The sequence below is a fragment of the Pseudomonas sp. L5B5 genome (genome assembly GCF_020520285.1).
GTDB lineage: Bacteria > Pseudomonadota > Gammaproteobacteria > Pseudomonadales > Pseudomonadaceae > Aquipseudomonas.
The window spans coordinates 4,547,105-4,572,053 of record NZ_CP084742.1 but is presented as its reverse complement, the minus strand read 5'-3'; the positions used below and the strand labels follow the sequence as shown (position 1 = coordinate 4,572,053).

25 protein-coding genes are annotated in these 24,949 nt (G+C 63.9%); 7 read left to right on the top strand and 18 right to left on the bottom strand.

Annotated elements, in window-relative coordinates; translation table 11 throughout:
* Positions 1-32 precede the first annotated feature (32 nt).
* Entirely contained in the window at positions 33-2,375 is a 2,343-nt protein-coding gene (locus tag LGQ10_RS20850) for a heavy metal translocating P-type ATPase (protein ID WP_226523066.1), read from the bottom strand.
* A gap of 88 nt (positions 2,376-2,463) precedes the next feature.
* Between LGQ10_RS20850 and cadR the strand changes: the two genes are divergently transcribed.
* Entirely contained in the window at positions 2,464-2,913 is a 450-nt protein-coding gene (gene cadR, locus LGQ10_RS20845; RefSeq protein ID WP_058435978.1) for a Cd(II)/Pb(II)-responsive transcriptional regulator, read from the top strand.
* Positions 2,914-2,937: 24 nt separating this feature from the next.
* On the opposite strand, the gene LGQ10_RS20840 is transcribed toward cadR, so the two are convergent.
* From LGQ10_RS20840 to LGQ10_RS20825, 4 genes are all read right to left on the bottom strand, one after another.
* Positions 2,938-3,522, bottom strand: coding sequence for an undecaprenyl-diphosphatase (locus tag LGQ10_RS20840; protein ID WP_058435979.1), 585 nt, complete (start codon positions 3,520-3,522; stop codon positions 2,938-2,940).
* Positions 3,523-3,694: 172 nt separating this feature from the next.
* Positions 3,695-4,666: a thymidylate synthase gene (locus LGQ10_RS20835; RefSeq protein WP_226523065.1), complete on the bottom strand. Its 972-nt coding sequence runs from the start codon at positions 4,664-4,666 to the stop codon at positions 3,695-3,697.
* Between the two features lie 48 nt (positions 4,667-4,714).
* Positions 4,715-5,524: a prolipoprotein diacylglyceryl transferase gene (gene lgt / locus LGQ10_RS20830; protein WP_226523064.1), complete on the bottom strand. Its 810-nt coding sequence runs from the start codon at positions 5,522-5,524 to the stop codon at positions 4,715-4,717.
* A gap of 80 nt (positions 5,525-5,604) precedes the next feature.
* Complete coding sequence (locus tag LGQ10_RS20825) at positions 5,605-6,387, bottom strand: sulfite exporter TauE/SafE family protein (RefSeq protein ID WP_058433468.1); 783 nt, start codon at positions 6,385-6,387, stop codon at positions 5,605-5,607.
* Between the two features lie 123 nt (positions 6,388-6,510).
* On the opposite strand from LGQ10_RS20825, the gene LGQ10_RS20820 reads away from it, so the two are divergent.
* Complete coding sequence (locus LGQ10_RS20820) at positions 6,511-7,257, top strand: NRDE family protein (protein ID WP_226523063.1); 747 nt, start codon at positions 6,511-6,513, stop codon at positions 7,255-7,257.
* Positions 7,258-7,299: 42 nt separating this feature from the next.
* On the opposite strand, the gene ptsP is transcribed toward LGQ10_RS20820, so the two are convergent.
* Together ptsP and LGQ10_RS20810 are read right to left on the bottom strand one after the other, a co-directional pair.
* Complete coding sequence (ptsP, locus tag LGQ10_RS20815; protein WP_226523062.1) at positions 7,300-9,579, bottom strand: phosphoenolpyruvate--protein phosphotransferase; 2,280 nt, start codon at positions 9,577-9,579, stop codon at positions 7,300-7,302.
* A gap of 22 nt (positions 9,580-9,601) precedes the next feature.
* Positions 9,602-10,081, bottom strand: coding sequence for an RNA pyrophosphohydrolase (locus tag LGQ10_RS20810; protein ID WP_011064073.1), 480 nt, complete (start codon positions 10,079-10,081; stop codon positions 9,602-9,604).
* Between the two features lie 143 nt (positions 10,082-10,224).
* Between LGQ10_RS20810 and LGQ10_RS20805 the strand changes: the two genes are divergently transcribed.
* Positions 10,225-10,881: an HAD family hydrolase gene (locus tag LGQ10_RS20805; RefSeq protein WP_058438221.1), complete on the top strand. Its 657-nt coding sequence runs from the start codon at positions 10,225-10,227 to the stop codon at positions 10,879-10,881.
* Positions 10,882-10,915: 34 nt separating this feature from the next.
* On the opposite strand, the gene LGQ10_RS20800 is transcribed toward LGQ10_RS20805, so the two are convergent.
* From LGQ10_RS20800 to ilvA, 4 genes are read right to left on the bottom strand one after another with little or no spacing between them, the layout of a single operon-like run.
* Positions 10,916-11,383 (bottom strand): DUF2269 family protein, encoded by a 468-nt coding sequence (locus LGQ10_RS20800; protein WP_058437360.1) that lies wholly within the window; start codon positions 11,381-11,383, stop codon positions 10,916-10,918.
* Complete coding sequence (locus tag LGQ10_RS20795) at positions 11,380-12,636, bottom strand: SDR family oxidoreductase (RefSeq protein WP_226523061.1); 1,257 nt, start codon at positions 12,634-12,636, stop codon at positions 11,380-11,382. Before LGQ10_RS20795 ends, LGQ10_RS20800 begins: the two co-directional genes overlap by 4 nt.
* A gap of 18 nt (positions 12,637-12,654) precedes the next feature.
* Positions 12,655-13,083 (bottom strand): DUF2269 family protein, encoded by a 429-nt coding sequence (locus tag LGQ10_RS20790; protein ID WP_058437358.1) that lies wholly within the window; start codon positions 13,081-13,083, stop codon positions 12,655-12,657.
* 40 nt (positions 13,084-13,123) lie between these two features.
* Positions 13,124-14,638: a threonine ammonia-lyase, biosynthetic gene (ilvA, locus tag LGQ10_RS20785; RefSeq protein ID WP_226523060.1), complete on the bottom strand. Its 1,515-nt coding sequence runs from the start codon at positions 14,636-14,638 to the stop codon at positions 13,124-13,126.
* Positions 14,639-14,846: 208 nt separating this feature from the next.
* Between ilvA and rpiA the strand changes: the two genes are divergently transcribed.
* Positions 14,847-15,518 carry a ribose-5-phosphate isomerase RpiA gene (rpiA, locus tag LGQ10_RS20780; protein ID WP_058437135.1) on the top strand — a complete coding sequence of 224 codons (672 nt, stop codon included), beginning with the start codon at positions 14,847-14,849 and terminating at the stop codon, positions 15,516-15,518.
* Between the two features lie 68 nt (positions 15,519-15,586).
* Here rpiA and LGQ10_RS20775 read toward each other — a convergent pair whose 3' ends face one another.
* The 4 genes from LGQ10_RS20775 to LGQ10_RS20760 all read right to left on the bottom strand — a co-directional run bounded on the left by LGQ10_RS20775 (position 15,587) and on the right by LGQ10_RS20760 (position 19,772).
* Positions 15,587-16,495, bottom strand: coding sequence for an SdiA-regulated domain-containing protein (locus LGQ10_RS20775; RefSeq protein WP_226523059.1), 909 nt, complete (start codon positions 16,493-16,495; stop codon positions 15,587-15,589).
* An 86-nt stretch (positions 16,496-16,581) separates the two neighbouring features.
* A complete protein-coding gene (locus tag LGQ10_RS20770) occupies positions 16,582-17,505 on the bottom strand; it encodes an SdiA-regulated domain-containing protein (protein ID WP_058437137.1) in 924 nt (307 codons plus the stop codon).
* Positions 17,506-17,668: 163 nt separating this feature from the next.
* Positions 17,669-18,334: a fumarylacetoacetate hydrolase family protein gene (locus tag LGQ10_RS20765; protein WP_226523058.1), complete on the bottom strand. Its 666-nt coding sequence runs from the start codon at positions 18,332-18,334 to the stop codon at positions 17,669-17,671.
* Between the two features lie 43 nt (positions 18,335-18,377).
* Complete coding sequence (locus LGQ10_RS20760) at positions 18,378-19,772, bottom strand: FAD-binding oxidoreductase (RefSeq protein ID WP_226523057.1); 1,395 nt, start codon at positions 19,770-19,772, stop codon at positions 18,378-18,380.
* Positions 19,773-19,974: 202 nt separating this feature from the next.
* Between LGQ10_RS20760 and serA the strand changes: the two genes are divergently transcribed.
* The gene (gene serA, locus LGQ10_RS20755) at positions 19,975-21,204 is read left to right on the top strand and encodes a phosphoglycerate dehydrogenase (RefSeq protein WP_226523056.1); all 1,230 of its coding nucleotides are present in this window, start codon (positions 19,975-19,977) and stop codon (positions 21,202-21,204) included.
* A 123-nt stretch (positions 21,205-21,327) separates the two neighbouring features.
* On the opposite strand, the gene LGQ10_RS20750 is transcribed toward serA, so the two are convergent.
* Positions 21,328-21,765, bottom strand: a complete 438-nt coding sequence (locus tag LGQ10_RS20750; protein WP_226523055.1) for a DUF4399 domain-containing protein — start codon at positions 21,763-21,765, stop codon at positions 21,328-21,330.
* 130 nt (positions 21,766-21,895) lie between these two features.
* Between LGQ10_RS20750 and LGQ10_RS20745 the strand changes: the two genes are divergently transcribed.
* Positions 21,896-22,681: a transporter substrate-binding domain-containing protein gene (locus tag LGQ10_RS20745; RefSeq protein WP_058433238.1), complete on the top strand. Its 786-nt coding sequence runs from the start codon at positions 21,896-21,898 to the stop codon at positions 22,679-22,681.
* Positions 22,682-22,802: 121 nt separating this feature from the next.
* On the opposite strand, the gene LGQ10_RS20740 is transcribed toward LGQ10_RS20745, so the two are convergent.
* On the bottom strand, positions 22,803-23,291 hold the full coding sequence (locus LGQ10_RS20740) for a DUF523 domain-containing protein (RefSeq protein WP_058433246.1): 489 nt from the start codon (positions 23,289-23,291) through the stop codon (positions 22,803-22,805).
* Positions 23,292-23,293: 2 nt separating this feature from the next.
* A complete protein-coding gene (locus LGQ10_RS20735) occupies positions 23,294-23,926 on the bottom strand; it encodes a 2OG-Fe(II) oxygenase (protein ID WP_058433239.1) in 633 nt (210 codons plus the stop codon).
* 151 nt (positions 23,927-24,077) lie between these two features.
* Between LGQ10_RS20735 and LGQ10_RS20730 the strand changes: the two genes are divergently transcribed.
* Positions 24,078-24,830, top strand: a complete 753-nt coding sequence (locus LGQ10_RS20730; RefSeq protein ID WP_058433240.1) for a DUF2059 domain-containing protein — start codon at positions 24,078-24,080, stop codon at positions 24,828-24,830.
* The last annotated feature ends 119 nt before the right edge of the window (positions 24,831-24,949 follow it).

Sequence of the window (24,949 nt, the reverse complement as noted above, 5' to 3'; positions counted from 1 at the left end):
CTCTCACCTCAGTCGCTTGCCGCTACGATTGCCTACTTGCGCAGCAGGCGCAAACCGTTGAACACCACCAACAGGCTGACCCCCATGTCGGCGAACACGGCCATCCACATGGTGGCCAACCCGGCAAAGGTTACCCCAAGAAAGATCGCCTTGATGACCAGGGCCAGGGCGATATTTTGCTTGAGCACTGTCGAGGTCTGGCGTGACAGGCGGATGAACGCCGGAATCTTGCGCAGATCGTCGTCCATCAGCGCGACATCCGCGGTCTCGATGGCGGTATCGGTGCCGGCCGCCGCCATGGCGAAGCCGATCTCGGCCCGGGCCAGGGCCGGGGCGTCGTTGATGCCGTCACCCACCATGCCCACCCGATGGCCCTGGGCGTACAGCTCTTCGATGGCTTGCAGCTTGTCGGTGGGCAACAGGTCGCCCCGGGCCTGGTCGATGCCCACCTGCCCGGCGATGGCCTGGGCGGTGTGGGGGTTGTCGCCGGTGAGCATCAGGGTCTTGATCCCCAGCTCGTGCAACTGCTCGATCGCCTCGCGACTGGACTCCTTGACCGTATCAGCCACCGCGAACAGCGCCAGCGGGCCCTTGCTGTCCAGCAACAGGACCACGGTCTTGCCTTGTTTCTCCAGGGCGAAGAGTTTTTCCTCCAGGGCTGGCGAGCACAGGCCCAGCTCTTCCACCAGGCGGTGATTGCCCAGGTGGTACAGCTGGCCGCCGATTTCACCGCGTACACCACGGCCGGCCAGGGCCGCGAAGTTATCCACAGGGTGCATGGCCAGCTGCTTATCCACAGCCGCCTGGGCAATGGCCAGGGACACCGGGTGATCGGAGCGCCCGGCCAGGCTGGCGGCCAGGGCCGGCGCGGTATCGCTGGCCAGCGGGTCCAGGGGCAGGAAGTCGGTCTGTACCGGCTTGCCGTGGGTGATGGTGCCGGTCTTGTCCAGGGCCAGGTAATCCAGCTTGTAGCCACCTTCGAGGTAGACCCCACCCTTGACCAGGATGCCCTTGCGCGCCGCGGCAGCCAGGCCGCTGACAATGCTCACCGGCGTCGAGATCACCAATGCACACGGACAGGCCACCACCAGCAGCACCAGGGCGCGGTAGATCCAGTCGAACCAGACACCGCCCATGAACAGCGGGGGAATCAGCGCCACCGCCAGGGCGAAGGCAAACACCGCCGGGGTGTAGATCTTCGAGAATGTATCGACGAAGCGCTGGGTCGGTGCCCGGGCGCCCTGGGCTTGTTCGACGGCGTGGATGATCCGCGCCAGGGTCGAGTTGCTGGCCGCGGCAGTGACCCGGTACTCCAGGGCGCCCGCCTGGTTGATGGTGCCGGCGAACACCTTGTCGCCGAGGGTTTTCTCCACGGGCAGGCTCTCGCCGGTGATCGGTGCCTGGTCGATGGTGGAGTTGCCGCTGACCACTTCGCCATCCAGGCCGATACGTTCGCCGGGACGCACCCGCACCGTGGCACCCAGTTCGACGCTTTTCGCTTCCTGTTCAAGCCAGGTACCGTCTGCCTGCTGCACCGTGACCTGCTCCGGGGTCATCTGCATCAGGCCACTGATGGCATTGCGGGCCCGGTCCAGGGAGCGAGCCTCGATCAACTCGGCCACGGTGAACAGGAACATCACCATGGCCGCTTCCGGCCATTGGCCGATCAGCACTGCGCCGGTCACGGCGATGCTCATCAGGGCATTGATGTTGAGGTTGCGGTTCTTCAGGGCGATCCAGCCCTTCTTGTAGGTGCCCAGGCCACCACTGAGAATCGACACCAGGGCCACCAGCGCCACGAGCCAGTCCGGACCGGCACCGGTGAAGTGAATGACCTCGGCGGCCAGCGCCCCGACGCCGGACAGCGCCAGGGGCCACCAGGCCTTCTTCACGGGCTGCACCGGCGCGGGCGCGCTGTCGCTGCTCGTGTCCAGCGGCTCGGCCTGCATCCCCAGGGACTTGATGGCCTCGATGATCGGCGCAGTGCTCGGCAGATCATGGGTCACCGCGAGCACCCGGTTGATCAGGTTGAATTCCAGGGCCTGGATCCCCGCCAGCTTGCCCAGCTTGTTCTGGATCAGGGTCTGCTCGGTGGGACAGTCCATGGCCTCGATGCGAAAACTGCTCGACCGCGCACCAGCACCCGATGCCTCGCCCAGGATGACCCGGGCCGGCGCAGCAGCGGAACCGCAGCAGGAGCCGCCATGGCTACCATGATCATGGGGCTTGACCGGCTGCAACGTGCCCACGGCAGCATGGGCATGGCTGTGATCGTGATCGTGATCGTGATCGTGATCGTGATCGTGATCGTGATCGTGGCCAGCATGGACATGCTGGGCGTCGGGCTTGCGCGGGTTGTGGAGAGAATCGCTCATCGGGTCGCGTCCATATGAAGGGTGCTTGTTGCCAAGTGAACACCCTGTAGCCACTATAGGGTCAAGCACCCAATGGGAGACGACGGCGATGAAGATTGGCGAATTGGCGAAACTCACCGACTGCCAGGTGGAAACCATCCGTTATTACGAGCGAGAAGGCCTGCTGCCGGAGCCGGCCCGCAGCGAAGGCAACTACCGTCTCTACACCCAGGCTCACACCGAGCGCCTGACCTTCATCCGCAACTGTCGCAGCCTGGACATGACCCTGGAGGAGATCCGCAGCCTGCTGAACCTGCGGGACAGCCCCCAGGACCAGTGCGCCAGCGTCAACGCCTTGATCGACGAGCACATCCACCACGTCAAGGCCCGGATCGACGGACTGTTGGCCCTGCAGGAGCAACTGGTGGACCTGCGCCAGCGCTGCGGCGAGGAGCCGGACCTGGAGCCGTGCGGCATCCTTCAGCGCCTGGAGGTCAGTGGCTCGGTGGCCCCCAGCGAGGCCGAGCCCTCTCATGTCGGACGCAGCCACGGCCATTGAGCCCATTGGCCGGGCGCTACGTCCTCAGGAGCCGTGGCGCCCGGGCAGCAACCGCAGGTAGATCCCTTCCAGCAGCGCCAGCAGGGTCTGATCGAGCTGACGCCAGGTGACGCACCGCCGCACCAGCCAGGCACTGCCCAGCCCTACCAGGCATCCCCCCAGGATATCGAACGGGAAATGCACCCCCAGGTAGACCCGCGCCCAACCGACCAGCAAGGCCAGGGCCAGCATCACCAGGGCGGTCCTGCGCAAGGAGGCCAGCAGCAACGCGAAGCCCATGGCGAACATGCCGCTGGCGTGGTCGCTGGGGAAGGACGCGCCGGGGGCATGGGCCAGGAAGTTCTGTCCCAGTTCCAGCATGAAGGGCCGAGGATGGAACCATAGACCCCGAATCAGCAGGTTGCTGGCCAGGGCCACAACGATGCTCAGAGTTGCCAGCAGGACGATCATGCGCTGGCGCCGCTCGCCGAAAACCCAGAACAGCAACAGCAGCAACGGCACGCTCAGGACCACCCACTGCGCGAGAAAAACCGCCAGCTCACGCAGGGGCAACGAGGCATCGGCACTGGCATTGATGGCCAGGAACAGGCTGCGATTGAGTTCTTCCATTCAAGGGCTCGCATTCAGGAAAAAGAGGAACGCCGCGCCCGGGGCCTAGTCGCCCGCCAGACACGGCAATGCCCGGGATGCATCCCGGGCACAGGTCGATAACGACAACAGGGTGAATCGACAGGGGCCGCGCGCTATCGGGCGCACGATCCCCGAGTACCGCAGGTGAAGCCTAGACCGCCATGGGCGCGGTCATCGGCGCATGGTGCTCGTACCCTTCCAGGGAGAAATCGCTCGGCTCGATCAGCTCCAGCCACTCCGGCTGATACACGCCGGTCTTGGCGAACTCTGGCACCCGCTCGGAGATCACCAGCTTGGGCATCGGGAACGGCTCGCGCTTGAGCTGCTCGTTGAGCATGTCCAGGTGGTTCTCGTAGACATGGGCGTCGCCGATGAAATAGGTGAACCAGCGCGGGGTGTAGCCGGTCAAGCGTCCGATCAGGCTCAACAGCGCCGCGCCTTCGGTGAGGTTGAAGGGTGTGCCCAGGCCCAGGTCGTTGGAGCGAATGTAGAGCGTCAGGGAAATTTCCCGGGTCTCGACATTGGGGTGGAACTGGTACAGCAGGTGGCACGGCGGCAGGGCCATTTCATCCAGCTGGGCGCAGTTCCAGCCATGGAACAGGATCCGCCGGCTGCCCGGGTCGTTGATGATGGTGTCGACGCACTGGCGCACCTGATCGATGGCCTTGTACAGCACCACGTAGGCTTGCCCGTCTTCCTCGCCCGCCGCGATCTGCCGGTAGCCCTGGCTCAACGCCAGGTCGATGGCGGCCTGGTTGGCCGTCTTGATCTGCTTGTAGGCTGGCCACTTGCGCCATTGCACACCGTAGATCTCGCCGAGATCGTCTTCGCCCTGGCGGAACGGGTTGGCCAGCCACTGGGCGTTCTCGTTGGCGTTCTGGTCCCAGACCTTGCAGCCCAGGGCGCGGAACTCGGCGGCATTGTTGACGCCGCGCAGGAAGCCGACCATTTCGCCGATGGCCGACTTGAAGGCCATCTTGCGGGTGGTGATGGCCGGGAAGCCTTCCTTGAGGTCGTAGCGCAGCATCGCCCCCGGGAAGCTGATGGTGTTCACACCGGTGCGGTTGGCCTGCTTGGTGCCGTTGTTGATGACGTGGGCCACCAGATCAAGATATTGCTTCATGAAGTACCTGCATCCTTGAACCCGGGACCTGCGTCCCGGGATTCGAATTTATTGCGCCGCGCTCTTGGCCGGAGCGCGATGATAAGCCAGCCAGATCAATCCCAGGCCACCGAGGATCATCGGCACGCACAGCACCTGACCCATGGTCAGCCAGTTCCAGGCCAGGTAGCCCAGTTGGGCGTCCGGCACACGGACGAACTCGACGATGAACCGGAAGATCCCGTAGAACAGCGCGAACATGCCGGAGACCGCCATGGTCGGCCGTGGCTTGCGCGAGAACAGCCACAGGATCAGGAACAGCGCCACGCCTTCCAGGGCGAACTGGTACAGCTGCGACGGATGGCGCGGCAACTGGGCCGGATCGCTGAACGGCGGGAAGACCATGGCCCAGGGCAGGTCGGTGGCCTTGCCCCAGAGCTCGGCGTTGATGAAGTTGCCAATGCGCCCAGCGCCCAGGCCGATCGGCACCATGGGCGCGACGAAATCCATCAGTTCGAAGAAGGTCTTGTTGTTGCGCTTGCCGAACCACCAGGCCGCCAGCATTACCCCGATGAAACCGCCATGGAACGACATGCCGCCCTTCCACACCTCGAAGATCAGGGTCGGGTTGGCCAGGTAGGCACTCAGGTCATAGAACAGCACGTAGCCCAGGCGCCCACCGACGATCACGCCCATGGACAGCCAGAACACCAGGTCCGAAAGCTTTTCCTTGGTCCAGGTCGGGTCGAAACGGTTGAGCCGGCGCGATGCCAGCAGCCAGGCACCGCCGATGCCGATCAGGTACATCAGGCCGTACCAGTGGATTTTCAGCGGGCCGATGGCCAGGGCCACCGGATCAATCTGCGGGTAAGGCAGCATTGCGACTCCTCGTAAGGGTTGAGACTTCGATTCCCGGGCGAAACTGTCACGCCAGGATTAAGCCAGGATTGCGTCACGGCTCAGAACAGGAAGCTGACCCCGACGCAGAACAGCAGCGCGGCGAACAGTCGTTTCAGCAATCGCGGTGACAACTTGTGAGCCAGGCGCGCACCGATACGGGCGAACACCATGCTGGTCAGGGCGATGCCCAGCAGCGCCGGCAAATAGACGAAACCCAGACTATGAGCCGGCAGCAGGGGGTCATGCCAGCCCAGAATCATGAAACTTAGCGCACTGGCCAGGGCGATGGGCAGGCCGCAGGCCGATGAAGTGGCCACCGCCTGCTGCATCGGCACGCTGCGCCAGGTGAGGAACGGTACCGTCAGCGAGCCGCCACCGATGCCGAAGATCGCCGAGGCCCAGCCGATCACCCCGCCGGCGGCGGTCAGGCCGAGCTTGCCAGGCACGTCGCGGCTGGCCTTGGGCTTGAGTTCGAGGGTCATTTGCACGGCGATCACCAGGGCGAATACACCGATGATCTTCTGCAGGTTCGGGCCGGAGATCGCCTCCGCGGTCAACGCCCCGAAACCGGCCCCCATCAGGATACCCAAGGCCATCCAGGCAAAGATCGGCCAGCGCACCGCGCCCCGACGATGGTGTTCGCGGACCGAGTTGATCGAGGTGAAGATGATGCTGGCCAGGGACGTACCGACCGCCAGGTGAGTCAGCACCGAGGCGTCGAAGCCTTGCAGGGTGAAACTGAATACCAGCACCGGCACGATGATGATTCCGCCACCTACGCCGAACAGCCCGGCCAGTACGCCCGCGCAGGCGCCCAGTAGCAGATAGAGCAGAAATTCCATGGGAGCATCCAAAATTGAGTCCGGCATGTTAACGGATGCGCCACCTCGGACTCCACCGGATGACGATGGATACCCGCCGGTTCTGTGCGTAAAGTGGGCAAAAACACACAGGGGGCCACCTTCATGTGCTTGATAGTCTTTGCCTGGCGACCGGGTCATGCCCTGCCACTGATCGTCGCGGCCAACCGCGACGAGTTCTACGCCCGGCCCAGCCTGCCACTGGCGCAATGGCCAGAATCGCCGCAGATCCACGCAGGACGCGACCTGGAGGCCGGCGGCACCTGGCTTGGGGTTGGCGCAGGCGGCCGCTTCGCCGCCCTGACCAATATCCGCAACCCGCACCAGCCTCCGGCACGGCGCTCCCGGGGTGAGCTGGTGGCGCGTTTTCTCGCCGGCACCATCGACCTGGATGAGTACCTGCGCGATGTGGTGGGTCGCTCGCTGGAGTACGCCGGTTTCAACCTGCTGCTGGGCACCGCGGACCAACTCTGGCACTACAACGCCGGGGACACGGCACCACGCCAGCTGGAGACCGGCGTCTATGGCCTGTCCAATGCCGGGCTCGACACCCCCTGGCCCAAGCTGATCAAGGCCAAGGCGGCACTGCGCGAAACCCTGGACGATCCCCGGCCCCAGGCCTTGCTGGCCCTGCTGAGCGATCCGCAGACCGCACCGTTCGCCGAGTTGCCGGACACCGGCGTGGGCCTGGCCACCGAGAGCCTGCTGTCGAGCATCTTCATTGCCAGCGCCGCCTATGGCACCCGCGCCAGTACCGCGCTGATCGTCCACGCCGATGGTTCACGGCATCTGGTCGAGCGCAGTTTCGGCCCCTGTGGCGGGCACCTGGGAGAAATCGAGCTGAGGGTCTGAGCCTGGATGGGCAGCCGGTTCCGCAGGAAACCGGCTGGCAGGCTAGAGGGTCTTGTTCGACGCCGGGTTGATCATGCGCGCCAGGCCGAGCTTCTTCAGCGCGAGCTGCAACGAGCTGTGGATAACCTGCGGGTTGTCGATGGTCATCATTTCGTCCAGCAGTTCCCGGGCCTTGGCCATGCTGATCTGGCGCAGCATCCACTTCACCTTCGGCAGGTTGGTGGCGTTCATCGACAGGCTGTCGAAACCCATGGCCATAAGCAGCACCGCCGCAGCCGGATCACCGGCCATCTCGCCACAGATGCTCACCGGCTTGCCTTCGGCATGGGCATCGCGGACCACGGTCTGCAGCGCTTGCAGGACCGCGGGGTGCAGGTAGTCGTAGAGGTCGGCCACCCGCGGATTGTTGCGGTCCACGGCCAGCAGGTACTGGGTCAGGTCGTTGGAACCCACCGACAGGAAGTCCACCTGGCGCGCAAGTTCCTTGGTCTGGTACACCGCTGCGGGAATCTCGATCATCACCCCCACCGGCGGCATCGGCACGTCGGTGCCTTCGTCGCGCACTTCGCCCCAGGCGCGGTGGATCAGGTGCAGTGCTTCTTCCAGCTCGTGGATGCCGGAAATCATCGGCAGCAGGATGCGCAGGTTGTTCAAACCCTCGCTGGCCTTGAGCATGGCCCGGGCCTGCACCAGGAAGATCTCCGGGTGGTCGAGGGTCACGCGAATGCCGCGCCAGCCCAGGAAGGGGTTGTCTTCCTTGATGGGGAAGTAGGACAGCGACTTGTCGCCGCCGATGTCCAGGCTGCGCATGGTCACCGGTTGCGGGTGGAAGGACGCCAGCTGTTCACGATAGATCGCCAGCTGCTCTTTCTCACTGGGAAAGCGCTGGTTGATCATGAACGGCACTTCGGTGCGGTACAGGCCCACGCCCTCGGCACCGCGCTTCTGCGCCCGGGCCACATCAGCCAGCAGCCCGGTGTTGACCCACAAAGGCATGCGGTGGCCATCGGGGGTGATGCAAGGCTGATCGCGCAGGGCATCCAGGCCCTGGGCCAGTTGCCGTTCTTCTTCCACCACATCGGCGAACTGCTTGCGCAGCACGTCGCTGGGGTTGGTGTAGACCTCGCCGTGGTAGCCATCGACGATCATCTGGATGCCGTCGACCTTGGAATACGGCAGGTCGACCAGGCCCATCACTGTCGGGATACCCATGGCCCGGGCCAGGATCGCCACGTGGGAGTTGCCCGAGCCCAGTACCGAGACCAGGCCCACCAGCTTGCCTTCGGGCACTTCGCCGAGCATGGCCGGGGTCAGCTCTTCGCTGACCAGGATGGTGTTGTCGGGGTAGACCAGGGTCTGCTGGCGCTCTTCCTGGAGGTACGCCAGGAGCCGGCGGCCCAGGTCCTTGACGTCCGAGGCGCGCTCACGCAGATAGGCGTCGTCCATCAGTTCGAAACGGTTGACGTGATCGCCGACCACCTGGCGCAACGCGCCCTGGGCCCATTGCCCGGTCTTGATCACGGCCTTGACTTCGCTGCCCAGGGAGGCGTCGTCGAGCATCATCAGGTAGACATCGAACAGCGCCCGCTCTTCGGGGCGCAGTTGGGTCGCAAGTTTTTCCGACAGCGTGTGCATGTCGGCACGCACCCCTTCCAGGGCGCTCCTGAACAAGGCCAGTTCGGCGTCGATATCGGTGATGTGCTTGTCCGGTACCACGTCCAGGTCGGCCGGCGGCAGCATGACCACTGCGCTGCCCACCGCCGCGCCGGGGGAGCCCGGTACGCCGACGAACTTGGCTTCCTGGATGCCCTTGCCCTGGCGCCCCAGGCCGCGGATCGACCCCGTGGCCTCGGCATGGGCGATAACCCCCGCCAACTGGGCACTCATGGTCACCAGGAAGGCTTCTTCGCCCTCGTCGAACTGGCGACGTTCCTTCTGCTGGATGACCAGGACCCCGACCACCCGGCGGTGGTGGATGATCGGCGCACCGAGGAAAGAGGCGTAACGCTCTTCACCGGTCTCGGCGAAGTAGCGATAGCGGGGGTGATCGGCAGCGTTTTCCAGGTTGAGGGGTTCTTCCCGGGTGCCCACCAGGCCTACCAGGCCTTCGTTGGGCGCCATGCTGACCTTGCCGATGGAGCGCTTGTTCAAGCCCTCGGTGGCCATCAGCACGAAACGGTTGGTTTCCGGGTCCAGCAGGTAGACCGAGCAGACCTGACTACCCATGGCTTCTTTGACGCGCAAGACGATGATCCCCAACGCCGTCTTGAGATCCTTGGCGGAGTTAACTTCCTGGACGATCTTGCGCAGCGTATTGAGCATGGCTCGGGGTCGAACTCCGTCGTCAGTCGCGCACTAGAAGGCGCGGGGCAAGCTCTTTGAGAGCGCGGCGATACACCTCGCGCTTGAATGTCACCACCTGGCCCAACGGATACCAATAACTGACCCAGCGCCAGCCATCGAACTCCGGTTTACCGGTCAGATCCATCCGCACCCGCTGCTCGTTGGAGATCAGGCGCAGGAGAAACCATTTCTGCTTCTGGCCGATGCACAACGGTTGGCTGTGAGTCCTGACCAGACGCTGCGGCAAACGATAGCGCAACCAGCCCCGGGTGCAGGCGAGAATTTGCACATCCTCGCGCTCAAGGCCCACTTCTTCGTTCAACTCGCGGTACAAGGCGTCTTCTGGCGTTTCGTCGGGGTTGATACCCCCTTGAGGAAACTGCCAGGCATCTTGATTGATACGGCGAGCCCATAGCACCTGGCCGGCATCATTCGTCAGAATGATCCCGACATTGGGGCGAAAACCATCGGGGTCGATCACGGCCACAACCTCGCAAACGCATGTCGCCGCATTGTTCCATAAAGCTTGGGAATGCAGCAACGAGGCGGCCAAGCTTATGTGCACTCTTGTGAAAAGACCGTATTCTGGGCACCTTTTCCAAGACTTTTCAGTGAGTAACTGCAATGCGCCTGGCTTTATTCGACTTGGACAACACGCTTCTGGGTGGCGACAGCGACCACGCCTGGGGCGACTACCTCTGCGAAAAGGGCTACCTCGATCCGGTGGCCTACAAGACTCGCAACGACGCGTTCTACCAGGACTACCTGGCCGGCAAGCTCGACAACGCCGCGTACCTGAACTTCTGCCTGGAAATCCTCGGCCGTACCGAGATGGACGTGCTCGCACAATGGCACCGCGACTACATGCGCGACTGCATCGAGCCGATCCTGCTGCCCAAGGCCCAGGCCCTGCTGGCCCGGCACCGCGAGGCCGGCGATAAGCTGGTGATCATCACCGCCACCAACCGCTTCATCACCGCCCCCATCGCCGAACGCCTGGGCGTGGAAACCCTGATCGCCACCGAGTGCGAGATGCAGGACGGCCGCTACACCGGGCGCAGCACCGACGTACCGTGCTTCCGTGAGGGCAAGGTGACCCGCCTGCTGCGCTGGCTGGAGGAAACTGGCCACGACTTGCAAGACAGCTATTTCTACAGCGACTCGATGAATGACCTGCCGCTGCTGGAGCAGGTGACTACCCCGGTGGCGGTCGACCCAGACCCCAATCTGCGGGCCGAAGCGCAAAAACGCGGCTGGCAAGTGATCAGCCTGCGCGACTGAGGAACTCCCCGGGCCGCCCTGCGGCCCGCGACGGCTAGGCCGGCTTGGCCACCATCAGGTAGAAGATCGCCATGAAGGCCAGGAAGGCCGGCCAGCCCAGGGCGAACCACCAGCGCATATAAAGAGCCGCCCGCATCGGCATCGGTGTTCCATCGCGCAACGCCTGCTCGGCCATCTTGTGCACCCGGATCTGCAACCAGACCACCGGCAGCCAGCACACCCCCGCCAGGACATAGAGCCCCAGGCTCCACATCAGCCAGGACTGCTGGATCGACCAGCCCGCCAGGTGTATCAGCCCCAGCCCGCTCAGCGGCTGGAACACCGCCGTGGTCGCGGTGAAGGCCCAGTCGGCGAATACCAGGTGCCTGAAAGTCACGGCAATCACCTGCACCTGGCCGCTGCGCCAGGCCCGCAAGGCGTAGTAGGCAGAACCCGCCCCCAGGCCGAAAAGGACGGTGGAGGACAGGATATGCAGGGTTTTCAGCAGCAGGTAAGCGCTCATCGGCGAGGTTCGGTCCACAACAGCCAAAGGGTCGCCACCATCAGCACCAGGTTCTTGGCGACGGCGGCATAAGGGTCAAACCAGAAATGCGGGAGGATCAGGCTGATGATCAGCGTGTAGCCGAACATCAGCAGCAACTGCGCCTGCAAGGCTCGCCGGCGCCAGCGCCGTAGCAGCAGGCCGACGCCCAGCACGGCGTCGCAGAGCGAACCGCCGATCACTGCCACAACCGCCCAGGCACCCTGCACCCCGGCCTCGGCCATGATCCGCAGCCCCCACGTGTAGCCAGGCCCGATGCACACCACCGCCGTTCCGAGCCAGATCAGCACCATCACCGCCAGCAGCATCGGCCGCAGTACCAACTGGGCCGTTTGCCCAGCCTGGGGCCAGTCCCCCAGGCGCATCGCCAGGGGCGCGACGTGATAGCCACAGACCGAAGCCAGCACCTCGGGATCCGCCAGGTTGTCCTGGCGGGCCATGCTCAGGCTCTGTGGGCTCAAGGCCCGCCACCCTAGGCGCTCGCCCAACCCAGCGGCAAGTCCCAGGATCGGCCCGGGCAACTGGATATAACGGGCCGGCGCCCAGCCCTGGGCAGCCCGCAGTCGATCGAGCAGTTGCCCCATGGTCATCCGCTGCGGACCGACCAGCGGCAGGACCATGGACTCTTGCGGCCAGTGCCTGAGCAACGCCAGCACCGCGGCGCTCAAGTCATCCACATGCAGGGGCTGCATCTGCGCCCGGGTGGACAGCAGCGGGATCAGCGGCCAGGGCGACAGCCGCGCCAGCCAGCCACTGCTGGCCCCCCCCGCACCGAGCACCAGCGAGGGCCGCAGCACCACCGCTGGAATATCCAGGCCCAGGAGGTATTCGTCCGCCACGGCCTTGCTTGCCAGGAACGGCACCCGTGGCTGGCTGCCGGCGCCCAACGCGGAAATCTGCAGCACTCGCGTGCCACGCGCCGCCGCCAGGTCGAACAGCGCGCGCGTACCCGAGTCCTGGGTCAGGCTCAGGGCCTTGGGGTCGTTGCTCAGCAGCCCGGCGGCATTGATCAGCAGGTCGGTATCGGCCGGCAGCTCGAACGAGCCGGGCTCACGGGCGAGGCGATCGAGGTCCAACTGCAACCACTGCACCCCGGGCAAACCCCGAGGTTGTGGCTGGCGGCTGGTAGCGATCAATTGATGACCGGCGGCGTGCAACGCCGCCAGCAGATGACGACCGACAAACCCCGTGGCCCCCACCAGAACAACCTTCATGGCGATCCTTAGGCCGGGTCAGACCGGCTTGGCCCCCATGAGGCCGGCGATGGTGACAAAACACAGGGCACTGAAGACCGCCAGCACCAGGGTGAAGGTCAGGCCGCTGGCGGCCTTGGCCTGGCGCAGGCGATTGAGCCGCACCATCAGCCACAACCAGGCCAGCGCTCCCAGGGTGTAGAGCACACTGGAGCCCAGGACCCAGGTCTGCCCCAGCGGCCAGCCCACCAGGTGGACCAGCCACCATCCGGTGAACGGCAAGGTCACCAGGCCCAGGGCCAGCAGCAGCCAGCCGAACAGGCCGGGACGGTGCAGCACCCTGCCGTAGGCCGTCGCATCACCCTGGCGGCGCAGGCGCCAGACCCAGATCGCCAAGCCCAGCGCGCTGCCCAGCAGCAATACCGTGGCCAGTACATGAAGTGTCTTGAGCGTGGTCAGCGTTTCCATATTCTCGCGTCCTTAAGGCCTCGATCCTCAGCGTAGCCGCTCAGCCAAGGAACAGCTGGTAGGCCGGGTTGTCGCTTTCGTCCCAGTACGGATAACCAATCTGCTCCAGGGCTGCCGGCACCAGGTGGCGTTCATCGGCCGGCACTTGCAGGCCTGCGACCACCCGCCCGTCCGCCGCGCCATGGTTGCGGTAATGGAACATGGAGATGTTCCAGCGCCCGCCCAGCTTGTTGAGGAAGTTGAACAGGGCCCCCGGGCGCTCCGGGAACTCAAAGCGCAGTACCAGTTCGTCGCTGACCTTTTCCGCGCGACCGCCAACCATGTAGCGGATGTGCAGCTTGGCCAGTTCGTTGTCGGTCAGGTCGATCACCGGGAAGCCCTGCTCGGCCAGGCTGGCGATCAACAGGCTGCGCGGATCGTTTTCCGGGTGGGTCTGCACGCCAACGAAGATGTGCGCCTCGCTGCCGGTGTTGTAGCGGTAGTTGAATTCGGTGATCTGGCGTTTGCCCACGGCCTCGCAGAACGCCTTGAAGCTGCCGGGCTTCTCGGGGATGGTCACGGCGATGATGGCTTCGCGGCCTTCACCCAGCTCGGCACGCTCGGCTACATGGCGCAGGCGGTCGAAGTTGACGTTGGCCCCGGAATCGATGGCCACCAGGGTCTGCCCGCTGATGCCGCGCTGCTCGACGTACTTCTTGATTCCTGCCACGCCCAGGGCGCCGGCAGGTTCGGTGATCGAGCGGGTATCGTCGTAGATATCCTTGATTGCCGCGCAGATTTCGTCGGTGCTGACGGTGATCACTTCATCCACATAGTCTTTGCAGATATCGAAGGTATGCTGGCCGATCTGCGCCACCGCCACGCCGTCGGCGAAGATCCCCACGGTTGGCAACACCACCCGCTCACCCGCGGCCATGGCGGCCTGCAGGCAATTGGAGTCATCGGGCTCGACACCGATGACCTTGGTCTCCGGGCGCAGGTATTTCACGTAGGCCGCGATGCCGGCAATCAGCCCGCCGCCGCCAACCGGCACGAAGATCGCGTCCAGCGGGCCCGGATGCTGGCGCAGGATCTCCATGGCCACGGTGCCCTGCCCGGCAATGGTGTGCGGATCATCGTAGGGGTGGATATAGACGTAGCCCTTCTCGTCCACCAGCTTCAGCGAATAGGCCAGCGCCTCGGGGAAGGTGTCGCCGTGCAGCACCACCTTGCCGCCCCGGGAGCGCACGCCCTCGACCTTGATTTCCGGGGTGGTCTTGGGCATCACGATGGTGGCCTTGACCCCCAGCACCTTGGCGGCCAGGGCCAGCCCCTGGGCATGGTTGCCCGCCGAGGCGGTGACCACGCCACGGGCGCGTTCGGCATCGGTGAGCTGGGTCAGCTTGTTGTAGGCGCCACGAATCTTGAACGAGAACACCGGCTGCAAATCTTCGCGCTTGAGCCAGATCTGATTGCCCAGCCGCTCGGAAAGCTGGCGGGCGGTCTGCAAGGGAGTTTCTACGGCAACGTCATAAACGCGCGAGGTGAGGATCTTCTTTACGTACTGTTCGAGCATCGGAAAGCATCACTGGGCGGGTTGGGCAGGGCCAAGGAGTCTAACCCAGCGTTTGCCCGTGCGACCACACGAATACCAAGGTTTTGCCCCGCACCCGCAGCATGCGGGGCAGGCAGGCGGGGGATTGGCCAGACGGGCAATGACCTGATCTGCGCCGGCGCCTATAATGCCGGGCTTTGTGCCCCCCCTTGCCCGCTTCGGAGCCCGCATGACCCAGGATCAACTCAAACAGGCCGTCGCCCAGGCCGCCGTCGACCTTATCCTCCCGAAACTCGACGACAAGAGCATCGTCGGGGTTGGCACCGGCTCCACCGCCAACTGCTTCATCGACGCCCTGGCCCAGCACAAGGGTGCCTTCGACGGCGCCGTGGCCAGCTCCGAAGCCACCGCCGCACGCCTCAAGGGCCACGGCATCCCGGTGTATGAGCTCAATACCGTCAGCGACCTGGAGTTCTACATCGATGGCGCCGACGAAAGCGACGCGCACCTGAACCTGATCAAGGGCGGTGGCGCAGCCCTGACCCGGGAGAAGATCGTCGCCGCCGTGGCCAAGACCTTCATCTGCATTGCCGACGCCAGCAAGCTGGTCCCGGTGCTGGGCAACTTCCCCCTGCCGGTGGAGGTGATCCCGATGGCCCGCAGCCACGTGGCTCGCGAGTTGGTGAAGCTGGGCGGCGACCCGGTGTACCGCGAAGGCGTGGTCACCGACAACGGCAACATCATTCTCGACGTGCACAACATGCAGATCACCCACCCGGTGGAACTGGAAAGCCGGATCAACGCCATTGTCGGCGTGGTCACCAACGGCCTGTTCGCCGCGCGTCCTGCTGACGTCCTGCTGCTGGGCACCGCCGAAGGCGTACAGACCCTCAAGGCCTGACCACCCGGACCTGTTCCGCGACCAGCTCCCAGGGCATTCGCCCTGGCTGGCCAGTCTCGACGCCCGGGCTAGCGAGCGGGCTTCTTGAAGACGTAGAACAGGTTCGGCTCGCTGACCAGGTACAGCGTGCCTTCATCGTCCATGGCGATGCCTTCGGCTTGGGGCACCGCCTGCCCCAACCCTTGCCGGCCCTTGCCTAGCGCCAGGGTACTCAAGGGACGCCCCTGGGGGTCGAGCTCCAGCACCAGCCGCGACTCATCCGACAGCGCCAGCAGATGGCCGCTGCGCTCATCGTATTGCAGGCTCGAAAGATCGCGCACGAACAGCGCCGCGTCGCGCTTGGGGTTGTTCACCACGTGCATGGCGTAGGGCGTGTCCGGTTCGCTGTCGGGAAACCCCTGGACCTCGTAGATCAGCATCGGATCACGTTCCTTGGCAACGAACAGGCGCTTGCCCCGGGAGTCGTAGGCCAGCCCCTCGAACCCCTTGTTGCCGCTCATGTGCAGGCCGAGGGTAACCTGCTCCGCTTGCGCCGCATCCACCATCGTGGTGTCGTCCCGCAGCCTGATCTTGATCAGTCGCTGCTGGCGCTCGTCGCTGATCACGTAGGTATCGGCGCTGATGAACTCCACCGCCTCGGGGTCGGCGAACCCCACCAGGGCCACGCGCCGGAGCACCTGCCCATCCAGGGACAGCTCGATCAGCTCGGGCTGCTTGTTGGTCACGGTGAACAGGCTGTTGCGCAACGGGTCGTAGGTCAGCGCCGACACATCATCCAGGCCCTCGATGGCCTGGGCCTCGCGCACCACCCGGTAATCACCCAGGCCCAGCGAATGCGGGTCACCCGCTTGCCAGTAGGCCTGCCAGTCGAACCAGGCGCGCTGCCACAGCCGGTGGTTGTGGGCGAATGCCGCCAGCAGCACGACCACCAGGCCGACAACAAGATAGAGGGGATGGAAACGACTCAAGCGATACATGGCAGGCAAGCTCGAAAACAGGACAGGCAGATGAAATATCACGACCGCCTGAATTCAAGCTTAATCGGAGCAGCCGGGCCCGGCGCTCAGCGTTTCTCGAAGCGATAGAACAGGTTGGATTCGCTGACCAGGTACAGGTTGCCTGCCTCGTCCATGGCCACGCCTTCGGCCCGCGGGATGGTGTTCTTCAGGCCATTGAAGCCGCCAAGCAGGGTCATGAAGCTGACTTGCTCGCCCTGCTCGTCCAGCTCCAGCAGCAGGTGGGACTCGGCAGACAGCACCAGGGTATGGCCGGTGCGCGGGTCGATGCCCAGGGCCGAGAGGTTGCGCAGGTCGAGCTCATCGCTGGGCAGCTTCTGCTTGTCGCCCTTGAGCACGTGGCCATCGCTGCTCCAGGTGAACAGCGCCGGCGGACGTTCCTCGCCCAGCAGCAGCTGCTGCTTGCGTGGGTCCCAGGCCACTGCTTCGAAAGCCTTGTTCTGGTCTTCCGAGGGCCCCAGGTCGTACTTGGGATAATCGGCAATATTCAACTGGCTGGTAGCGGCATCGACCTTGACGATCACCACGGAGTGATCACGCTCATCGACGATCGCCATCAGGCCACCTTCCATCACGGCCACCCCTTCAGGATTGCTCCAGCCCACCAGGGGAATCTTGCGCAGGACATCGCCCTGAAGGCTCAGCTCCACCAGGAACGGATGCTTGCCCATCACGGAAAACAGGGTCTTGGTCTGTGGGTTGTAGGACAGGTCGGAGGCTTCGTCGCGCTCCAGCCCTGGCATCAGCTTGGCGTCGATCACCGCCCGATAGGTGGGCAGCCAGATACTGGCACTGCGCTCAGCCGGGCTGACGAAGCCTTCCTGCAGCCAGAGCACGCCGCGGTCATCCCAATGCATGATGCTGGCCAGCCCATAGCTGAGCACGCCAGCCAGCAATAGCCAGGAATACCAGCGCATGCGCAATCGCAAGCGGCGGGGAGTGTAGGGTTTGGTCAGCGGTTGGGCATCCATTTCACAGATTCCAGAAGCTCGGCCGTAGGTAATAGCACGCAAATTTGAGTACTGCGCACCATAAACCCGGAGATTATCCGGAGGGAATGTGAAAAAACGGTAAAAGCGCGAGGGCTTTCTGCGAGATGTCCGTCCTTTCGGCGCCCTCGCAGAAAGTTTCCGATCAACGGACGGTGCTGGTGAAGCGGCTGACGCCGGGCAATTCAAGCACCAGCTCGTCACCGATATTCAGTGGCCCCACGCCGACCGGGGTGCCGGTCAGGATCACATCACCGGCCTGCAACGAGAAACAGCCCGCCATGTACTGGATCATCGGCACGATGGGGTTGAGCATGATGCTGCTGTTGCCATCCTGGCGCACTTCGCCATTGATGGTCAGGCGAATGCCGATATCAGTCAGGTCGGCGAAGGTGCTGCCCACCACAAAAGGTGCGATGACCGCCGCGCCGTCGAACGACTTGGCGATCTCCCAGGGCAGCCCCTTGGCCTTGAGCTCGGCCTGCTTGTCCCGCAGGGTCAGGTCCAGGGCCGGGGCAAAACCGGAAATGGCATCCAGCACTTCCTCGCGGCTGGGCGCTGGAGACAGCGGCTTGCCGATCAACACCGCGATCTCGGCCTCGTAGTGCACCGAGCCACGCTCGGTGGGAATGGCGAAACCGCCTTCCAGGGGCACGACACAGCTGCCTGGCTTGATGAACAGCAACGGCTCGGTGGGGACCGGGTTGTCCAGTTCCTTGGCGTGCTCGGCATAGTTGCGGCCGATGCAGACCACCTTGCCCAGCGGGAAATGGATCCGGGTACCGTCGACGTACTGGTGCTGATAGCTCATTACCGACTCCTGCTCGTGCGCTTGTTCGGGGGACTGCCTGGACTCAAGCAGCGAAGATCTTGCCAGGGTTCATGATGCCGTTCGGATCGAACACGGCCTTGACCGCCTTCATGTACTCGATTTCCACCGGCGAGCGACTGTAGGTCAGGTAGTCGCGCTTGGTCATGCCCACGCCATGCTCGGCGGAAATCGAACCGTTGTACTTCTCGACGGTTTCAAACACCCATTTGTTGACGGTGGCGCACTTGGCGAAGAACTCGTCCTTGCTCAGGTCGTCGGGCTTGAGGATGTTCAAGTGCAGGTTGCCGTCGCCGATATGGCCGAACCAGACGATCTCGAAATCCGGGTAGTGCTTGCCGACGATGCTGTCGATTTCCTGGAGGAATGCCGGCACTTTCGACACGGTGACCGAGATGTCGTTCTTGTACGGCGTCCAGTGGGAAATGGTCTCGGAGATGTACTCGCGCAGTTTCCACAGATTGTGCAACTGGGTTTCGCTCTGGCTCATCACGCCATCGAGCACCCAGCCCTGTTCGACGCAATGCTCGAAGGTCTCGAGGGCGTGGTTGGCCACCTCCTCGGTGGTGGCTTCGAACTCCAGCAGCGCATAGAACGGACACTCGGTCTCGAACGGTGCCGGCACATCGCCGCGGGCCAGGATCTTGGCCAGGGCCTTGTCGGAAAAGAATTCGAAGGCCGTCAGGTCGAGCTTGCCCTGGAATGCATGCAGCACCGGCATGATCGAGTCGAAGTCAGGCGTGCCGAGCACCATCGCGGTGAGGTTCTTCGGCGCGCGGTCCAGGCGCATGGTGGCCTCGACCACGAAACCCAGGGTGCCCTCGGCGCCGATGAACAGCTGGCGCAGGTCATAGCCGGTGGCGTTCTTGATCAGGTCCCTGTTCAGTTCCAGCAGGTCGCCATTGCCGGTGACCACTTTCATGCCAGCCACCCAGTTGCGGGTCATGCCGTAGCGAATCACCTTGATCCCGCCGGCATTGGTACCGATATTGCCGCCAATCTGGCTGGAGCCTGCCGATGCGAAGTCCACCGGATAGTACAGGCCGCTCTCCTGCGCGAGGTTCTGCAACTGCGCGGTCACCACACCTGGCTGGCATACCGCGGTGCGGTCGGTCAGGTTCAGTTCGAGAATCTGGTTCATGTAGTCGAAGGACACCACCACCTCGCCGTTGGCCGCCACTGCGGCAGCCGACAGCCCGGTACGGCCGCCCGACGGCACCAGCGCCACCTTGTGTCGGTTGGCCCAGCGAACGATGGCCTGGACCTGCTCGGTGCTCTTGGGGAACACGATGGCTGTCGGGGCGGGGGCGAAATGTTTGGTCCAATCCTTGCCGTAGGCATTCAGCGAGTCGGCGTCGGTCAGTACTTTGCCGGGCTCAACCAGGGTCTTCAGCTCATCAATCAGGGCAGGATTGGTCATCGACAGAACTCTCGAACAATTCATGGTCATCCTGAGAACGCTTCACGTCGCAGGAATGAGTGTTTAGCGGGGCGCGTATGCTAGCATACCGCCCCCGCAGCAGAGTGCCCAAGGGCCTTCTGCGGTGCCGGCCTCGCGCCGTCCAGGTCAGCTCGAGCTGTCCACTTCCCTGCCAATTTCTCCGGGACACAGGTTTACGCAGATGAGCAAGACTTCTCTCGATAAGAGCAAGATCAAGTTCCTTCTCCTCGAAGGCGTCCACCAATCCGCTGTCGACGTCCTCAAGGCCGCCGGCTACACCAGCATCGAGTACCTCACCGGTTCTCTGCCGGAAGCCCAGCTCAAGGAAAAGATCGCCGATGCACACTTCATCGGCATCCGCTCCCGCACTCAGCTGACTGAAGAGATCTTCGAGCACGCGAAAAAACTGGTCGCAGTGGGCTGTTTCTGCATCGGCACCAACCAGGTGGACCTGTCCGCAGCGCGCGAGCGCGGCATCGCGGTGTTCAACGCGCCTTACTCCAACACCCGCTCGGTAGCCGAGCTGGTACTGGCCGAGGCCATCCTGCTGCTGCGCGGCATTCCAGAGAAAAACGCTTCCTGCCATCGTGGTGGCTGGATCAAGAGCGCGGCCAACTCCTTCGAAATCCGCGGCAAGAAGCTGGGTATCGTCGGTTATGGCTCCATTGGCACCCAGCTGTCGGTCCTGGCCGAAGGCCTGGGGATGCAGGTGTTCTTCTATGACACCGTGACCAAGCTGCCGCTGGGCAACGCTACCCAGGTAGGCAACTTGCATGAACTACTGGGCATGTCCGACATCGTCACCCTGCACGTGCCGGAAACCGCAGCCACCCAGTGGATGATCGGCGAGAAGGAAATCCGCGCCATCAAGAAGGGCGGCATCCTGATCAACGCCGCGCGCGGCACCGTGGTCGAACTGGACGCCCTGGCGGACGCGATCAAGGACAAGCACCTGATCGGCGCGGCCATCGACGTGTTCCCGGTCGAGCCCCGCTCCAACGACGAAGAGTTCGAAAGCCCGCTGCGTGGCCTGGACAACGTGATCCTGACCCCGCACATCGGCGGTTCCACCGCTGAAGCCCAGGCCAACATCGGTCTGGAAGTGGCCGAGAAACTGGTCAAGTACAGCGACAACGGTACCTCGGTATCCTCGGTCAACTTCCCTGAAGTCGCCCTGCCTGCCCACCCTGGCAAGCACCGTCTGCTGCACATCCACGAGAACATTCCGGGCGTGATGAGCGAGATCAACAAGGTCTTCGCCGAAAACGGCATCAACATCTCCGGCCAGTTCCTGCAGACCAACGAAAAGGTCGGCTACGTGGTGATCGACGTCGACGCCGAGTACTCGGACCTGGCTCAAGAGAAACTGCAGCACATCAACGGCACCATCCGCTGCCGCGTGCTGTTCTGAGAGCAGCTTCAGGCGGCAAGTCTCAAGCTGCACTCCAGCTTGTAGCTTTTAGCTGAAACCTTGCTGCTAGCCGCACCAAAAAGGGAGCCTTGATAGGCTCCCTTTTTTGTCCGGCGTTTACGCTTATTTCACTGTCACTGTGATCTTCTTGGAGACGATCACCGGGTCGAACGGCACGTGGTTCTTGTCGCCCAGTTCCAGCTGCAGGGTGTGTTTGCCCGGAGCCAGGGTGACTTCGGTCTCGGTTTGGGCCTTGCCGAAGTGCAGGTGGTTGGCATCCATCGGAATCGGCATGTTCTCGGCCGGCAGCTGGTCGACGTCGATCAGCAGGTGATGGTGCCCAGTGTTGGCGCTCTGATCGCCCGCCGGTGCCAGGGCAATGCCCTCGACCCCGAACTTGACCTTGAAGGTCTTGTCCACGGTAGCCCCGTCAGCCGGGGAAACGATGAACACCTTGGCGCCGGCAGGTGCCTGCGTACGAGGAATTTCCGCTGCACCGACCAGCATCGAGGCTCCCAGCAATACACCCGCCAGGGCCGCGCAAGACATATACTTTTTCATTATCTTCTCCAGTTTCCGCAAATCTTTTACGGTTATGACAACTTCGTGGCAATTCGTTGTCGAAGGCACTCAACACCTTAGCAAAGCGAGCCTGATCAGAGCATCGCCCATATGAATTCAAGGAGTGACCATGCGTTTCCTGCCTGGCCTGATACTTCTGCTGCCCCTGGCGAGCACCTGCGTCCACGCCGAACTGATGGACGACGTCAATGATCGCCGGGAACTGCGCATCGCCCTGGAGGCCAATACCCCACCCTTCAACTACAAGGATGACGGCAAGCTTGCCGGCTTCGAAGTGGAGCTTGGGCAGTTGCTGGCCGCTGAGCTGGACGTGCGCGCAGACTTCGTGGTGGCAGAGGCTGCCGAGTTGCTGCCGGGTGTCGAGAGTGGCCGGTTCGACGTCGCTATCAATCACATAGCAGTGACACCGGAGCTCAAGGATCGTTTCGACTTCAGCGAACCCTACAGCTACTCCAGTGCCCAACTGATCGTGCGCAAGGAAGAGCAGCGCCCGCTGTTTTCCCTGCAATCGCTGCGTGGCCAGGCCCTGGGCGTGGCGCAGGGCAGCCAGTTCGTCGATCAGGCGCGCACCGTGGAAGGGATCAACCTGCGCAGCTATCCCGATGCCCAGCAGCCGATCAAGGATGTGGCGGACAAGCAGATCGACGCCGCCATCAGCGATCGCCTGCTGATTCCCTACGCCATTCGTGACAGCCGCCTGCCAGTGAAGGAAGGCGCCAAGGTGGGACCGACCCTGAGCCTGGCGATTCCCTTCCAGAAGGGTAACCCGGCGTTCCGGGCCAGCCTGGATAGCGCCTTGCAGCGGATCAAGGCAGACGGCCGGTTGATGGCCCTGTCGGACAAATGGTTCGGCATGGACGCCAGCAAGCCGCCCAAGGGCGAAGCCGAACAATAAACCTGGCCTGCCGCAGGCTGCGAGCGGCCCGAAAGGGCGCAGAGGACGCCAGAAGTTCGCAGGGAGCCGCCAGGCAAGGCCCTTCGGGCCTTTTCGCCGCCTCGCTAAAGCTCGACAGCGGCTACGAGGACAATGCAGCCAGGGCAGTGGCGGCTTCGGGCAGTTGCAGCTCGCTGAAGACCTGTACGCCGTGCTGCTTGAGCAACGCGGCGGTAACGCCCTCCCCCGGGACCTTGATCCCGCTGAAAGAGCCGTCATAGGTCAAGAGATTGCCGCAGGACGGGCTGTTGGCCTTGAGCACGGCAATACGTATGCCGTGCTTTTCCACCAGTTCCAGAGCCTGCCGGGCACCGGAGAGAAACTCGGCACTGACATCTTCACCCTCCGTGGTCATTACCGGTGTATGCCCCTCAAGCACGGCGACGCCCTGCCCACCGGGGATCTCCGCCGCCGCTCGGGGCGTCGGCAAGCCGCCCGCCACCTCCGGACACAGGGCGACCACCCGCCCCTCCTGCAGCCAGGCTGCCAGCACGTCGAACGGGCCACTGGCACCGCCGTCATAGCGCACCCGATGGCCCAGCAGGCAACGACTGACCAGGATCTTGTGCATCATCAGAACGGCTCGTTGCCGCGGCGCCGGAACCAACCCGTCAGGGACAGGCGTTCCCGGGTCGCGGGCAGGACTTCATGGGGCAGCTCACCGGAGAGGAACACCACCAGCCGACCGCCGACAGGCTCCAGGTCATGCTGCCCCTGGGCACCCAGGTACATGCGCAGTTGCCCGCCCTGCTCCGGCAGCCACTGCGAGTTGAGATAGACCACCGCCGACACCATCCGTCGATCATCGTCGCGAAACCGATCCACATGACGCTTGTAGAAGGCACCCGGCGGGTACATCGCAAAATGGCATTCGAAGTCCTCCAGCCCGAGGAACAGGCCACGGTTCAGGGCTTCGCGCAGGCTGTCCATCAGTTCCAGGTAGGCATCGATGGCCTCGGCCTGGCTGGGTTCGAGCCACTGGATGTGATCGCCGCGAATACCCTCGCGGATCTCCTGCGCAGGGCCACGCCCGACCGCTGCAGGGGCCAGTTCACCGTCAGCGGCACGTTTACGGCACTCGGCGGCCAGTTCGAGGGTCAGAGCCTCGGGCAGGAACACATCCTGCTGCGACCAGCCACGGGCGGCCAGGTCGTCGACGATGCGCAACAACAGCGGGTGATCAGAGGGTATGTGCATGGCGCGCATAGTATCCAGGCGCGGATAAATCCGACAGAGCCACAGGGCGGCAGATACAGCATTTTTTGCGCTGCGCCGGGCACCATGACTTCATCTGATACGAATTCTCGACAACTACCGCCTTGCCCCGGAGAATAGTCGCCTGCTGACAGGAGTCCTTATGCGCCGTTTGCTTTTCTCACTGTTGATCTTCTGCACCATGCCTGCCTGGGCAGACAGCCACGACCAGTTGTACAAGGTCGCCGGTTGGGCAGAACAACGCGCGCATTTTACCGATGCCCTCGGCGCCGCCCAGCAGCGCTACCAGAACAGCCTGCCGCCGGCGGTCTACCAGGCCCTGGTGGACAACAGCAACCAGCGTTTCGCCCCCCAGGCCGTGGATCGCCGTGCCGAGGAACAACTGCGCCAGCAACTGGCCGACCCCGCACCGGCCCTGAGCTTTTTCCAATCGCCACTGGGACGCAAGATCGTGGCTGCCGAGCTGCAGGCCACCCGCCGCGACCAGTTGGCCAAGAACGCCCAGGGTCTGCCGAAAATGCAGGCCAGCGACAATCGCCAACTGGTCATCGGCCACCTGGCCCAGGCCCTGCCGGCTCGCGAGGCCGGTGCGGAAGTCAGCCTGGCCATCGCCGGGGTCGCCGCTGACAGCCTGAGCCAGATGATCCCCGGCCTCCTGGGCAACGGCCAGGCCCAGGGCATGCTCAACGGGCAGCGCCAGCGCCTGATGGAGCAGATCGGCAACGACCTCAACAACACCCTGCTGTACGTCTACCGGGACCTGTCCGACACCGAGCTGGAAGAGTTCGCCACCTTCGCCGAGTCCAGCGAAGGCAAGGCCTACTACCAGGCGGCCCTGGCGGCCATCCGCGCAGGCCTGGCAGTGGGCCAGAGCACCTCCAGCCTCGCACCCTGATTCAGTAACGCACCTGTAGCCACTGCCGAGCCCGCGAGGCTGCGCAAAGGTCCGCAGGACCTTGCCCGACGATCGCCCGCCGAACCTCCTGCGCCCCTGGGAACCTTGCGCGCCCTACG